This is a genomic window from uncultured Coprobacter sp. (genome assembly GCF_947855755.1).
Classification (GTDB): domain Bacteria; phylum Bacteroidota; class Bacteroidia; order Bacteroidales; family Coprobacteraceae; genus Coprobacter.
Map to the genome: position 1 here is coordinate 1 of NZ_CANUAR010000020.1, position 13,985 is coordinate 13,985.

General features: G+C 42.7%; 12 protein-coding genes. All 12 read right to left on the reverse strand.

Annotation, left to right across the window (positions count from 1 at the left end):
- Window positions 1–2,203: hypothetical protein (locus Q0093_RS10675; protein WP_297930235.1), on the reverse strand; the 2,203-nt coding region annotated here is incomplete at its 3' end.
- A complete protein-coding gene (locus Q0093_RS10680) occupies window positions 2,200–2,466 on the reverse strand; it encodes a hypothetical protein (RefSeq protein ID WP_288640849.1) in 267 nt (88 codons plus the stop codon). The genes Q0093_RS10675 and Q0093_RS10680, both read right to left, overlap by 4 nt.
- A gap of 18 nt (window positions 2,467–2,484) precedes the next feature.
- Complete coding sequence (locus tag Q0093_RS10685) at window positions 2,485–3,792, reverse strand: hypothetical protein (protein ID WP_297930239.1); 1,308 nt, start codon at window positions 3,790–3,792, stop codon at window positions 2,485–2,487.
- Between the two features lie 2 nt (window positions 3,793–3,794).
- Window positions 3,795–4,994 (reverse strand): hypothetical protein, encoded by a 1,200-nt coding sequence (locus Q0093_RS10690; protein ID WP_122304076.1) that lies wholly within the window; start codon window positions 4,992–4,994, stop codon window positions 3,795–3,797.
- Entirely contained in the window at window positions 4,981–5,190 is a 210-nt protein-coding gene (locus Q0093_RS10695; RefSeq protein ID WP_122304077.1) for a hypothetical protein, read from the reverse strand. Before Q0093_RS10695 ends, Q0093_RS10690 begins: the two co-directional genes overlap by 14 nt.
- A gap of 54 nt (window positions 5,191–5,244) precedes the next feature.
- Window positions 5,245–7,368, reverse strand: a complete 2,124-nt coding sequence (locus Q0093_RS10700; RefSeq protein WP_122304078.1) for a hypothetical protein — start codon at window positions 7,366–7,368, stop codon at window positions 5,245–5,247.
- 12 nt (window positions 7,369–7,380) lie between these two features.
- Window positions 7,381–11,517: a hypothetical protein gene (locus Q0093_RS10705; RefSeq protein WP_297930248.1), complete on the reverse strand. Its 4,137-nt coding sequence runs from the start codon at window positions 11,515–11,517 to the stop codon at window positions 7,381–7,383.
- A gap of 63 nt (window positions 11,518–11,580) precedes the next feature.
- Window positions 11,581–11,733 carry a hypothetical protein gene (locus tag Q0093_RS10710; RefSeq protein WP_297930251.1) on the reverse strand — a complete coding sequence of 51 codons (153 nt, stop codon included), beginning with the start codon at window positions 11,731–11,733 and terminating at the stop codon, window positions 11,581–11,583.
- 26 nt (window positions 11,734–11,759) lie between these two features.
- Window positions 11,760–11,921 (reverse strand): hypothetical protein, encoded by a 162-nt coding sequence (locus Q0093_RS10715; RefSeq protein WP_195595872.1) that lies wholly within the window; start codon window positions 11,919–11,921, stop codon window positions 11,760–11,762.
- A gap of 226 nt (window positions 11,922–12,147) precedes the next feature.
- Window positions 12,148–12,546, reverse strand: coding sequence for a hypothetical protein (locus tag Q0093_RS10720; RefSeq protein WP_122304080.1), 399 nt, complete (start codon window positions 12,544–12,546; stop codon window positions 12,148–12,150).
- A gap of 120 nt (window positions 12,547–12,666) precedes the next feature.
- Window positions 12,667–13,077 (reverse strand): hypothetical protein, encoded by a 411-nt coding sequence (locus tag Q0093_RS10725; protein ID WP_288640836.1) that lies wholly within the window; start codon window positions 13,075–13,077, stop codon window positions 12,667–12,669.
- Between the two features lie 213 nt (window positions 13,078–13,290).
- On the reverse strand, window positions 13,291–13,650 hold the full coding sequence (locus Q0093_RS10730) for a hypothetical protein (protein ID WP_195595875.1): 360 nt from the start codon (window positions 13,648–13,650) through the stop codon (window positions 13,291–13,293).
- Window positions 13,651–13,985: the final 335 nt, after the last annotated feature.

Genomic DNA, 13,985 nt, shown 5'->3' on the forward strand with positions numbered 1-13,985 from the left:
GATCGGCGGGCAACGTCAGTTTTTCTCCTACTGCTATTCGGGCGGTCATATATGGATGTACGGTTTCCTGATTGGTGGTTACCGTAACTTCTCCGGAAAAAGTCTTCGGGGATTCAAAGTCTAATTCGGTTTCTATCGGGCTGTATAGGGGATAATGTATTTCATAGTGTTCTCCTAAATATTCTATCGCTTTTTCTACTGTATCATATTCTAAAGGAACATTGAAATAGATGTAGTGTACATTTTCTCTTGCATAGTGACTCCAGCAACTGTTTAAGGGTTGTTGATCCATTGCAGAACTGGTGGCTGTTATGAATATGTTACTTAAGATTTGACCGCTTGCACAAAAGGTTTCCGGAGTGGATGTCTTAAACTGGAAACGGAATAATTGCTTATCTGTATATGTAACGTCTTTAAACAGAGTTCCCATTTCCGAGATATTATTCAATACTCCTATCCGCTGCTTCAGTTTCCATTTTCCGACGCTGTTATCAAATACAAGTTCGTCCGATACTGTTCCGACAGATCTCAATTTAATATCTCCGAAGTTTATCTGTTGTGTTTCCGTACCGTTACTGATTATCAGTATCAACGGGGTATCTCCTACTGATTTTATCGGTATCGGATTCGCAGGGGTCGGTGTACCGTCTTGGATTGATTTGCCGTAAACGGTGAGTTCTTTGAATATTCCGGGTAAAGAGTTGTAAACTGTGAAACCGTTGTCTCCACTGGCCGTAGTTTCTTCGGACTTGCCGTTTATATCTTCTCCGTTGTACTGACACGAGACTTTATAGTTATGCTGTATCTCCTCTTCGGTTAATATCCTATCATATAATAAAACATCATGCACCCTCTGTTTTAAACAATAAATAGCGGCATTTAAAATTGTACTAATATTAAAATATTGATTAAAAGACGCATCTTTTATTTTTGATATAACAACTGTATTTATTTCTTCTGAACCGCTTATATTGAAACCTGTCGTCTTTACATCCGTTCCGTTTAAATAGACTTGTTTATAATCTTCATTTCTGCCAATTTCACTTCTTTGTATTGCAAAATAATAATTTGAAACAACCATACCTCCATTCCACTTATTGTCAGATTCTATTGTTGGTTGAGTAGATGAAATTACAAACATTTGCGTTTCAACTCCTTTTTCAAGAACTTTTTCAAGTGGTAATCTACTGTAATCGTCTATCCCGTCATATTGGATATAACCATCTCCGTAACCGGAGTTTATCGTATATGCAAAGTTTTTGTTTTCAAGGTCGTTACCGTTGCCGGATAGATCCGGAAGGATGTTTTTGTTTTCGTCATCGTTGCTTCTTCCTCTACCTGTATAGTAGCCGATCAGACCCTCCTGAATGTAATCCATCGCTTTTGATACCTGACATCGGGCTACCATACGAGGTTTTACTTCGGCGGCATTGCTGGCGAAATAGGTTTGTTCGTCATAGGTCGTTATTACAGGTAAGTCAAGTTTATATTCTATCGGAGTAAATAATACATAATAATAGATAGTATTTTCATCCTCGATCATGGCTTTTAATGCTTCTTCCGTTGGATAGTCGGTTATATCATATACAACTGTAAATCCGTATCTTAAAGAATTAGTATATACGCCATATACATTATTCCACTTATTGGATGTGGAATCACCCGTATAATAGAATTTGTTGCTGTAAAAAACAGATACATCAGGGGTTACTTGTGTGCCTTTTACCAATCCTCTTATAAGGACTTCTCTTAAATCTCCGTTAGTATTAATCGTAGAGATTGAAGTAACGGTGAATCCTGTACTCACACCTATCCGCTGTATCAGTTTCCATTCTTTTCCGTTATACACTACTTCATCGTATATGCTGTTTACTGATCGAAGTATGCCGTCATGTCCCGCCTTTTTCATTGCTTCTTTGATGTTCAACAACTGGTAATCGCTGCTTTCTTTATCCTGCATGACTGACAAATACAGCCCTCTGTCTCCTACCGATCGCATAGGTACGGGATTCTCCGGAGTCGGTGTGCCGATCTGTTCCGTAAGCCCATGTATCGATAGGAACAACAGTTTATCGTCTCCCGGTTTCGTGTTCCAGATCGGAAAAGCTCGGCCGGAGGCCTCTACTTCCGGATGGTTCGTCCCGGAGGTTGAAGCGTGACCAAGCTTCCCTAAATGTCCTAAGTTCCCTAATCCGTTCATCATTCCATTACATTTGCTGTTCCCGATATCTCTATCGAATACCCCTCATATACCGAAAAGTATTCTGTCTGTCCGGACGGGAGGAGAACTCCGTTTCCGGTTTTATCTCCTCTATATTGCCAAAGCCGGCAGTCGGTAACGGCCGTTATCCGGATTATACGGCTTGCTCCTGACGGAAGTGTCCCGTCCGTGATGTCTTGGGCTGTTCCTATCGGCAATACCGGTACGGGATTGAGGTTCTTATCTAAGGGCATGATATTGTTCATATTGTTATGGTTTTATCGTTATGGTAATGTTACTGCTATTTCAATCGGACCGCCCGATACTCCTGTTTCTTCAACAAACAATGAAATCGAAGACTCCGAATTAGAAAACGATATTTTCCTGATTTCGCCATTTTCTGTCGCAAAAACAAAATTTCCTGTATAGGTCGTATCTTTAACGGTATATTTATAATAGAACAGATATCTTGTTCCTGTAGTAACATTTGTAATTATATCATTGAATGTGTTGTTTCCTAAAAACGGTATGGAGGTATCTGCATCGGTTATTTTTTCCGTACCAGCAGCGGTATTGAGATCGATATCTATGATTTCGATCGAGTCCAGTTTCCGCTTGTCCGACGAAGGCATCAGACCGTCATAGCTCTCCGTTACTGTTTTAAGAGTATTACTCCATGACGTCCAAATGCCGTCATTACCTTTACTCCGTTGCTCAACCCCGTTTACGGATAATCGGGTTTGCACTGTAAATATCGATCCGGTATCGACTCGAGTAACGGTCATCATATAACGGGTGTTGAACATATAGTTAGGATCTTTTACCAAATAAATACATCCGTTATCCGTAGCTAAATCGAGCTCTGACACATCAATCGCTTTTATTGCCGGTACGTTAGACAGGTCTGAAAGGGCAAGAGGTATCCGTTCCAGGTTTTCCTCCGGATCCAACAAGGTTATGAACGGCTCTCCTTCCGATGTGATGCCGATACTGCGGTTATTATCGGCATCGTCCCAAACCTTTAATGCTATAAAGCGGCGGGAATCATCCGTATCGTTGGTATATTCCGATTCATAAATGCCGACTTTTTCCTGTATTGCTTTTTTATCTACATTCGTCAGATCTACGGGGACAAAGGGGGAGAACCATTCGCTCCATGCCGAGTCTCCGGATTTTTCCCTTACTAATACTTCGCCGGACGAGTCGCCGAATAATTTCTGTGTATATGTTTTTTCCCTGTTTATCGTATTTACACTCATATCTACCAACAGCAGCAAATACGAGCTATCGGTTTTTTGCTTATCGATGACAATATAACTGCCGGAAGATGTGGTATTGTCTATTGCCGACTTGTTTATTACTTTTAGCGATTCCGGTACTGTCGTGATAAATTCCCTGAATGCTTCGGCGCTGCTGTCATAATCCGGTCCATAAAGAACCTTGACCAAATCTTCTTCCGAAACATTAGACAAGTCTTTGTCGGCTTTATTTTTATCAACCAGTTCAAAGTTTTCATTAAAAGCATCGACCAGTTCCTGACCGGTACTCGGTGTCTGGCCACCGGCATTACTTTGTATTTTTTTCAAATCCATATTTAAATAGTATTTATCGTATTATTTATATAAACCAGCCCTGCAGCATTTATCCGGCCACGGGCCAAAAACCACTCACCGGGATAAACTTCCAAAATTCCGTCATTCGGATTCGGGGAATAAGATTGCTCCGTATCGGCAAACTTGATTTTAAGCGGCACCGATACCGGCTCTTCAATTACAGCAGGAATCTTGAAATCTTCTGATGAGACAAGCACCTTGGACTTCAGTCCGGACGAATCGATCAAATAAATATCGTCCGAGGCGAGCATGTCCCGTAAGAACATCAGCTCGTCACGATCTTTAAATCCCGTTTCAGCGGTGATCAATACCATTCCTTGTTTTCTCTGGTTCGAAGCTGCATAATCCATTACATCCTGATCCCAATAGGAATATTCAAAACTCTCCTCCGAATCGAACTGAGTAGAAAGTTCCGCTTTCCCGGTCACTTCGAGTTGCTCATAACATCCGAGAGAATTACGAAAACGCAATAAATACCGGTTTGCCGACACGGCCCCCGGAGTGAAAACCAAAATAAAACTCAATACTCCATTAAATAAGAACGACAAATACGCCGGCAGTTCATCAAAATCTGAAAAAAACTTCTTTCTTATTTCCGGTATATTGAGAGTATAAATTGCCAATTTTTTCGAACTCTGTACGATCGGACATGCATAAACATGATTGGCCGGACTGGCTATATGTACCTGCAGATCAGGAGATCCTAATATTTTCAAAGGAACAATCTCAGTTTCGCGCCACACTATGATTTTCCCGTTTGTCCGTGTCGTCAGAGCCGCATTACCCGACAGTTTATATTCAATATAATTATCAATAGGAGTATTCCGGGAAAAGAATTTGCTGACACCTCCCCAAACAGCAATATACTTACCTGAAAACAGTTCCGTCTCACCGTTAAATAATTCCGTCAATTTTATCTCATATTCACATTGCTGTTCCGAATCATCACAAAAAGAAATTTCGGTCATGTCCCGGTCTTTAACCGATACAATGGTTTGAAGAATATCCGAAATATCAATCTTTATACTTTTAAGAATATTATATACCGATTCATATATCACTTCTTCTTCATATATAACTTGCATACGGATACGAGCACCTCCTTTGGGCAAGTTAATCGATACCGGAATCGGATTATTGACCAGCGCATAAGCCGGAACTGTTACTTCAACTTGGGTCATATACAGGAATTGTTATACTATTTTGATACTGAAAAGAACACCGGACGTTCCGCTTTAGAAAAGCATCTCTTTCCCCGGAAGGAATCGTCAAGAACCGGTACAGGTCTTCTGCTCCCTTATCCGCATTTCCGGGCAATGCCCGGAATGCCGGTAACAGTCTGGAACAGTTAATAATATTCGGTACGCTAACTTTCATATTCAACGGTTTTTATCACAAAATAAAATAGCGGATCACATACCTTAAAGGACATCAGATAAGCGCAACTTTTACTCCAGCCTTATACTCCGTATCGTAATATTCTAATATTGTTCTTTGATCAGAAATTCTGAAATACCTATATGTTATAAAAACCTTATAGCGTTCCAGATGTTCTACGGCATTATTATAATCTTCTATTGTAGGAGCAGTTAAATAAGCGAAATCATCTTCAGAAGGAGATGTTGTATAACTAACAGAATAGACTTCAACATTTTCATAATCAGGATCATTTTCAAGAATCAATCTGTATCTTTCTATTTCATCTTCTGCATAATTTACTTCTTTCCAATAATAGAGTTGCGGAGTCGGGTCAACAGGTTCATACTCATTAGAGTCGTATGGTTGAAGTAAGGTAAGACTCCGAAGTTTCATGTCGATAGCGCTATCCTTACTTTTCCCGACAATCTGAGTAAAGCTTTCCGGAAGAAAAAATTGTCCATCGATCAGCAGCTTCCGACTGAAGTCCAAATTATACAAGGTTATTTTAGGAAGAATCAACGGCTGCGTTATCTCTTGGTTGGCATGCCTCATGAAATCCATATAATCACGAAAAAAATTCATAACCAATCCCGAACTACCCTGATAGACAAGATCTAATGAGAACTCATTTCCATTGATATTTACTCGGTTTCCACTTCGGGGTTCGAAACTGAAAATAGAGCCGAAACAAGAGCCGCCATTATGCAACGCAAAACAGATAGACAAAGGTGCTCTCTCCTCTCTTTCCGATTCTGTTTTCTTATCCGCACTAACATGCAACGACGTATTCAAGTTCAATTCCCCAGCATCCAAATAAGGGGCCGGATTATATTGAGTTATTGCGGATAAAATAGGCAAAGCGTTATCCGGACTTTTTATTTCTTCATATTCCAAATTCTCAATTTCAAGATTCCATTCAAAAAAAGATGATGATATCAGATGAAAACCATCCCCATATATCGCATTATAAAAGAACTGTCCAGTTTCTTTAACATAAACATAAATATATTTAGAAATCGGAAGTGAAGGATCAAACAAATCCCAAGCAGACAAAGAAGTTATTATGCCACCACAACTTTTCAAGAACTCACTATAAGTTTTTTTGCTTGTCTCAGTAAGATCTCCCGATTTGTTGCAACTGAACTTTAGCTGTTTCCCCTTAGAAACACCGATTTCAGGATTTCCCGACTTGAAGAGCGAATAATCTTCCGACTCTGGAGATTGAAGAATATCCTTGATCAATTTTATCCGTACATTCTTTGTATTCGAATCGACAAAATACACGGCCCCGAATTTCCCCCAAACCATAGACAAAATATCCTCAATCGTACAGTCAGGCATCAGATCAGAATAGCGGATCTTACCGGCAACGATAGTGTCCCATGTATTGTTCAGCACACAGATACTGCTAAGTTGAAAATCTTCCCGGAAAGGATTCTCTATTAAATTAAATCCCAAATATTTCCAAACCAACTGCAACAATACATGCAATTTTAGGAATGGAGATATCCCGTAACCTATAGGGACTTTTATATCCTTATATTCCGAATCGACTTTAACCGATATAGTTCTCTTTTTCTCTCCTACAAATACCGTTTGATCCGATTTTTTTAGCTCATTCAAGATCATAAGATTCTCCCGCATTCCGGTATCCCCGTTTTTTTCAAAAGAAGTAACGACCGGAAAAATCCCGAAGTCCGATTCATCGAACCTGGCACGGTCGATTAAAATTCCTTTCAGCATGCTTAATATATGCGATATACCCGTAGAGGGCAAAGGTGGATAAAAGACCGGCAATCCGGTCATATCCGCCAGCTTAGTTTTATTCATTTTCGAATACGCTTCACTCTCTCCGAATCCGATATTCGCTTCTATGTTTTCCCCTACGGCAGTCACATTCATTATACCTGATTTTATCAAAACACCGTCTCTTACTTCGACTTGTTCATCTCCGCTTACTTTATTGTACCTATCCAAACGGTTTGGGAAACCGAACAACCGGAGGTTCTTGGGTGTTTTCGGAAAATTTATTGAGACAGATTGTGTCCCTTTCATGTTGAATATGGGAGAAGTGTTATCGATCTCGATTTGATTTTCTTTCAGGTCGAGTATCTCCCCGTTTTTAATAATTTGCATAAGAAACTTTTTTTAGTATTTTCGGGTAAAAGGTTTTTCCGACGCCTCTCTTCTTTTCTGTATCTTATCAAACTCGGTCAAGCTCCAGAATGAGCGTGCCTCTATCCCGTTCGATTTCAGATAAAGCAGCAGATCTCTCGTTTCCGATATTATCGCTGACAGATCGTCCGATTGCCGTTTGCCGCCGTATGTATAACCCGGATTCTGTCGGGCGGCAGAGCCGATAAATCCGCCGTTTTCAAACCCCGCTATGCGCTGACGCATCAACAGATTCATATCAACGGTACGCACGGTTCCGCTCCTTTGGGCACTGTCTATCATATCGAGCAAAGGGCGGATCGTCGGGTTCGATACGGCATCATTCGACGCTACCCACTCCCGGCTCTTACCGACCGGTCCGTCACCCACGATAACGGTAGGAGAACCGATATATCCCCGGCGTTTAGGATTCAAAACTGCCTTATATCTCTTTCCATCCTGCTCACGCTTCACATCGATATACCCTCCGCTTTCTCTCCCCGTCACTACCCTTTCCCCATAAAAAGAAGAAGAAGAAGAAGAAGATGATGATGATGAAGTGTTAAGCTTCATATTTTTCACTTTATCCCGCTCTGCTTTCGCCGAGACAATCTGTGCCGCACCGGTCGCAGCCATAAACGCAGCAGCAATACTCCCCCCGATAGGACCCAATTGTGCGTATGCCTGCATTATGGCAACAGCCGTATCTGCTATAATCTGAGAGATTTTAATTGCAAAATTTACATCCGCATATTTTTTCTGTACATCTAACTTTTTCTGGGCTTTCTCGTTCTCGAGGCGCTCCACTTCTTCCGCATTTCCTTGTGCGGCTTCTATGGCAACATCATACTTAGCGTCTATCTGGTCAAGTTCTGCCTGCTGCATGGCTTCAACAGCATTGCTTGCCAGACCCGAATAAGTATCGAAATACCCTTTAGCCCGCTGTACCTGAAGCTGGTTTTTAGCCTGCTGATACTCTTCTTCTTTTAACAGTCCTTGAGCATATTGCTGCTCAAGCATATCCATTTGTAACTGGTATTCTTCCTGCATCGAAAATATCCCGTACTGTTGGCGGATATTCGCCCGTTCCTGTTCCCCCTTGAGCAAAATATTCGTCTTGGCCTGTTCGTATGCGGTATCTAACTCTGTCGTGTCGAGACCTTGCTTTTGGGCTTCGGCCTTGCGGACTTTATAGACCGATTCGAGAAACTTCAATTGCGTGTCGGTCTCACTTTCCTGGTTGGTCAGGTTAAACTGGTCTTTGAAGTCCTTCAGCAGAGAAGACATTTTTATTACCTGTTCGGCACGCTTGTCTTCTACCTGCTGTTCGGTTTTCAGCACCTCATTACTCGCCTCTCTCACAGTCTCCACTTTCAGCCTCCCGTTCTGCACCTCAAGATTGGTCAATTCGTTGAGATACTCCTTTTGCAAGGTCAGACGGGTTTTTAACTCTTCCTCTTCCAAGGCCAATATAGCGACGTCATACTGTTCTTTCGTTATCTTCTGGTCGGCCAGTTGTTTGGTAAATTGCAGTTTCAGCTGACGATAGCCCTCCTCTTCCTGCGCCATCCGGTCGGCCCATTTCGCCTTTACATTATCGATTTCCGCCCGGTCTATCCGGTTATCGATGTCAATACCCTTCGATTCCGTATCCGATATTTGCCCGGCGATCGAATCTTTTTTTTTCGTATCTTTCTCCCTTTGGTAATACTCCTTGAGGATTTTCAGTTTCTCGTCAAGGAACTCCCGTTCGACCTTGAGGTTTTGCAGGTTATACTCTTCGTCCGTGAGATTTTCCTTTTCCCGGTTCTGTTTGATAGACAAGAGGCGTGCCTTGTACGCATTGTCATTGGCCGACACATCTGCCGACATGGAGTCGGGAGATTTCGAGGCTTTCTTCTGCTCCACACCCAGACTCTGAAGCCGTTGTATCTCCTTATTGATAGACGCTATTTTTCTGTTCTTGGCCGCGATTTCCGCTTCGGTAGTCTCCGGCATCTTCTGGGCAAGTTCCAACAGATCCTTCTGTATCTGGACGAGAGATTTACTTCCCTTCTCAAGAACGGTACCACTGTCTCCACTTCCGGACTCTGCCGATTCTTTAGGAAGGAAAGGCGACAACTCACTTTTTATTTTCTGTATTTCCTCGGCTGCGGCATATACCTCCTGCACATAATCTTGTATCTCTCCGCTAAGCCCTAAAGGTGCGGACGATTTAGGAAAATACTTTTTCAACACATTTCTTATGACATCAGACCATGCGTTTTCCACCCTTTTACCTTCGGCTACATACTGATCACCAAGCCGTACGATATAATTGATTACCTCTTCCCGTTGGAAATCGGGCATAGCCGACAATTCATCACGTATATCATTTATCTGTTTGGTTTTATTCTCCAAAGATTTGCTCTCGATGTCGTTTGCCTTTTCGTTCAATGTCTTCAAGGCGATATTCTCTCTCAGCTTCCGGTTTATAAGGTCGTATGCCGTTTTTATCTCTTCCAAGGTGGAATGTTCTGTGAGCAGGTTGGGCAAATAGTCTTTGTATTGTTTGTTGATTACATCGATGATATCTTTCTTTTCCTTGGTTTTATCGGCCGCATTCTTCAGTGCGTTGAACAGCTTGTCAAGTTCTCTTTTCTCAGTAAGCATTTCGGAGGTAAAATCGTTCATGGCCGCCTTTGCCTCGTTTGTCCTTGTACAGAGCTTATATATCCCATAGGTAGCAGCTGTGACAGCCATCGTTATAGCCGTAATCGGATTCAATCCCAATGTCAGTAGAAAACTTCTCATGGCTGTTGTCGCTTTCTTGATATTTCCGGTCAACAACGCTTTAGCGGCAGCCAAGGCATATTCGGCGGCAATGGAGGCACGTACCTGAACTTCTTCCAATGCTTGCAGAGCCATCTCTTTTTTGCTTACCACCATAGATTGGGTATTGACGGCAATCAAGGTTTTCTTTATCGCTATATATGCTCCGATGACAGCGATCAATTCACCGATCGCCGCCCGGTTCTTCACTACCCATCCGGTAGCTTCGAGCAGGCTTATTTTGAACGAGCCGAAAGTCGCATCAAGGTTTTGTTTGAGAGGAAGAAGGGTTTCTCCCAATTTCATCTGGGCGTTCTGCAGTTTCACCGTACGTTGAGCCATCTTATCGGCCTCCGATATATAGCTCCCGCCCGCCTCGGCGAGCTGCCTGTCCACGATAGAGGCGACTGCGGACATGAAGTCGCCCGTCTTTGCCATCTGCTCGTTTATTTCGGCGGCCGACAATCCGAGGTTGTCGAGTATCAGCACCGACTTCCGCCCCAGACCGGTAACGATGGAGTTGGTCATATACTCGACCGACTGTCCGGTCTGCTGCGCCTTGAGCTGGGCAAATTCGAGATATTTGCCGAGATCTTCCAACGGTATTCTGAAGTCTTTCGCCATATTGGCGGCTTTCATCAGCTCAAGATCGTTTACCGTCCCCTTGGTCGCCTTGCGCAGGTTATCGAGCAGATCGGGACGGTCCAGCGCCTCGAACGCACGGGTCACCCCATCGGCGGCCGCCGCCATATTGACGCCCTCGGCAACGAGGTCTTTCATGCCGGAAACCATGCTCCAAAGCCAATTTGTAAGTTGTGTAAGTATATTTCCTCCAAAAGCAGCAATACCCCCTTTCATAAGAATAGACTTGCCCAAAGACTCTTCCGCCTGTTTACCCGCCTTTTTGAGTTCGTTCATTTTGGAGCGGGTCTCGGTAAGTTCTTTTTGCAGCTTGTTCCACTCTTCGGGATGCAGGTTGCGGGAGGTGCGGTTCATCTGGCTCTCCAAGTCCTGCGCCCGCCTTCTGAGCTGCGACATGGAGAGGTTGGCGAGTCCCATCTGGTTCTCGAGCCGTTTTATCTGTTCCCGGTTCGCCTTCAGGGTATTGTTGTTCTCACGGAGCACGCCGTTCAGGTTGCGGTACTCGTCCGATTCCTTCTTTCCGGCGGCTTCCAACTGGCGCATCTCTTTCTGTACGCCCTTGTTCGCCTCCTGCAACTCCTTGTTTACTTTTATCAGGTTGTTTATCTCCTTCTCGGCCGCCGAGGCGTCGAGGGTGAGTATCCATTTGATCTGGTCTTCTGTCAGTCGTGATGCCATACAGGTACTTTTTTTACGGTAAAAGTACCCATGGTTATCGGGAGTATAAAGGACAGGCCGGTCCTATAAACGAAGTAAAAATTTTGCTAAGGGTATTCCGATAATCGGGGTGACAAAGCAAGATAACCCAAATGCGAATACTCGCTCAAACATTTCCCACTTGCCGGTAAACAGCCAGACGCAGAGCAAATTGAAAAGCATCCAAAGTAATCCCATAGTTCTAATTTTTTATTGATAACGGGTTAAGGCCAGAGATAGCTACATAGTTTTTTTGCTAAAGGTATTCCGATAATCGGTGTAAGAAAAATCGAGAATGCAAATGCAAGCATTCGGTCAAGCAGTTCCCACTTGCCGGTAAACAGCCAAACACAGAGCAAATTGAAAAGTAGCCAAAGTAATCCCATAGTTCTAATTTTTTATCGTTCAATACCACGCTTCATTTATATCCCATTTTCATTAAGGGAATCCCCAAGAGAGGAGACACACCTAAAGAAATTATAAACGTTGCTACTTTCATTTCCATTGGCCACCCTTTAGTATAAAGGGGAACGAAAATCAAAGACAATATAAAATTGATGCAGAACCACATAGTTATAATTTTATATTAACAAATGTAATAAATATAATATATTAATCCAAATTCTTGGGTGATGATTCATTCAAGTCTTCCCGTATGCTCTGTTTTATTTCATCCGTCAATCCATATCGGAGAGTGGATAAAGTTTCGTGATAAAGCACTCCCCAGATCACCCGGTTATAAAGAGCAAGTTTACGACGGGTTTTCATATCTTGGTTTCTATATTGTATCTCGAGAAGCCGCATATATCTTAGTACAGTCATGTAATAAGTCGGTTTCAGTCCCGACCCCTGAACATCGATAGGACGTCTCGATATACAATCAAGCAGATTTCCGGTTCTTGGTTTCAAGGCTTCCCGTATTACAGCCTCCTGAGTTGCATATATCCGTCTTATATCCCGGCTCACTGTCCGGTGTATAAACTCTTTTTTGATCATCTCTTCGGTTACCATCTCTTTTTTCCGGTGAAGTTAAGACTCGCAAACGGTACGGAAAAGGACGAAAATTGGTTTACCATTGACTTCAGTTACCGTCATGATGACAGTAACTGAAGTATAAAAATCTCTTTCAATTTATTTCTCAATCAATATCCATTTGAATTGCAGCCCGATCGTGCCGGGAACGGCTACGAATCGGAAGCCGGCAGACTTCATCAGATCATAAACTTCGGAGGCCGAAATATCCACTCCCGGATTGATCTTATTTATCGCTGCACAAATCTCTTCGGTCGACAGCCGATGCGTCGACTCTTCAACCGTCCTCGCAGGCACATAGCGCTCTGTGATCGCCTGCTTATAATCGCTCATTTCCTTTTTCATGGCTTCTCTGTTTCTGACGTTAAGAACGGTTTCAGTTGTCTCTTCAGGGACGATAACAGCATCAGTGTAGCCTTGACATCTAAATAATCGTCTATACCTTCCCAATTGAGCAGTATCCGGTCGCAGATGCAGTCCAGATCGGCGAGCGTTCCGTGCTCGCGCCATTCCTTGATGGAGGCCATCATTTCAGGAGTGAAGCCGTGGCTTCCGGTATTTACAGATTCTTTCATGACCGGCCTCCTTCCCTGATGATAAAGGTCTCGAATCGCCCGTGAAGGTACGCCTCCACCTTGCCCGATAACAGTCCGTCTTGACGGTGAAATTTAAAGCCCAGTACACGGGCGCTCTTGGGGAGTGTCGCCAGCAGATCGCTGACGGTCAGTGTTCTTGTTTTTTCCATTTTGGTAGACAATTTAAATGAAACAATAATTTGATTATAAGACGGGAAAGGAACAAAAAAAGTTCCGCTCCCCGTTGTCTACCACCTGAATCAGGCTGTGGGCGCATTAACGCTCCACACGGGACGGAACTATATCGAAAGCCATAGGCATAAAAAATGCCAACAGCAGAGTTGGCGATCATCATCGCCTGATTCAAATGGTAGACACTGCAAATATGAGAAACATATTTGAAATAAACAAGGAAAGAATTAGATAAATTTTTAAAGCCCAATATACGGGCACTCTTGGGGAGTGTCGCCAGCAGATCGCTGACGGTCAGTGTTCTTGTTTTTGTCATACTGTTTGTCTTTTAGCATTTAGACAGAAAAACGGCTGCCATTTCCCGCTTCGCTAAAAGACAAACAGTTATCACTCCGTAGAGCAAAAAAAGTTTTGGGAAAAGCAGCCGTATAGCTATAATATGGGCATAAAAAAAGCCCGCAATAAATTCGAGCAATTAACCGCTGCTCTACGTACATGACAAACATGCTTGTCTTTTAGCTGATGCAAATATGAGAAACATATTTGAAATAAACAAGAGAAAAAGCTATTTTTGTAGAAAAGAGAAGAATATGAGAAAAGAAAAAAACAGCTATTTATTCAAGGAGTTTATGAAACCTGAAATAAAATGGT

What these genes read in the sequence shown, in the direction of transcription:
- Q0093_RS10680 (WP_288640849.1), bottom strand. Translation starts at nt 2,466, where the DNA reads ATGAACAATATCATGCCCTTAGATAAGAACCTCAATCCCGTACCGGTA.
- Q0093_RS10685 (WP_297930239.1), bottom strand. Translation starts at nt 3,792, where the DNA reads ATGGATTTGAAAAAAATACAAAGTAATGCCGGTGGCCAGACACCGAGT.
- Q0093_RS10690 (WP_122304076.1), bottom strand. Translation starts at nt 4,994, where the DNA reads ATGACCCAAGTTGAAGTAACAGTTCCGGCTTATGCGCTGGTCAATAAT.
- Q0093_RS10695 (WP_122304077.1), bottom strand. Translation starts at nt 5,190, where the DNA reads ATGAAAGTTAGCGTACCGAATATTATTAACTGTTCCAGACTGTTACCG.
- Q0093_RS10700 (WP_122304078.1), bottom strand. Translation starts at nt 7,368, where the DNA reads ATGCAAATTATTAAAAACGGGGAGATACTCGACCTGAAAGAAAATCAA.
- Q0093_RS10705 (WP_297930248.1), bottom strand. Translation starts at nt 11,517, where the DNA reads ATGGCATCACGACTGACAGAAGACCAGATCAAATGGATACTCACCCTC.
- Q0093_RS10710 (WP_297930251.1), bottom strand. Translation starts at nt 11,733, where the DNA reads ATGGGATTACTTTGGATGCTTTTCAATTTGCTCTGCGTCTGGCTGTTT.
- Q0093_RS10715 (WP_195595872.1), bottom strand. Translation starts at nt 11,921, where the DNA reads ATGGGATTACTTTGGCTACTTTTCAATTTGCTCTGTGTTTGGCTGTTT.
- Q0093_RS10720 (WP_122304080.1), bottom strand. Translation starts at nt 12,546, where the DNA reads ATGGTAACCGAAGAGATGATCAAAAAAGAGTTTATACACCGGACAGTG.
- Q0093_RS10725 (WP_288640836.1), bottom strand. Translation starts at nt 13,077, where the DNA reads ATGGCGCGAGCACGGAACGCTCGCCGATCTGGACTGCATCTGCGACCG.
- Q0093_RS10730 (WP_195595875.1), bottom strand. Translation starts at nt 13,650, where the DNA reads ATGACAAAAACAAGAACACTGACCGTCAGCGATCTGCTGGCGACACTC.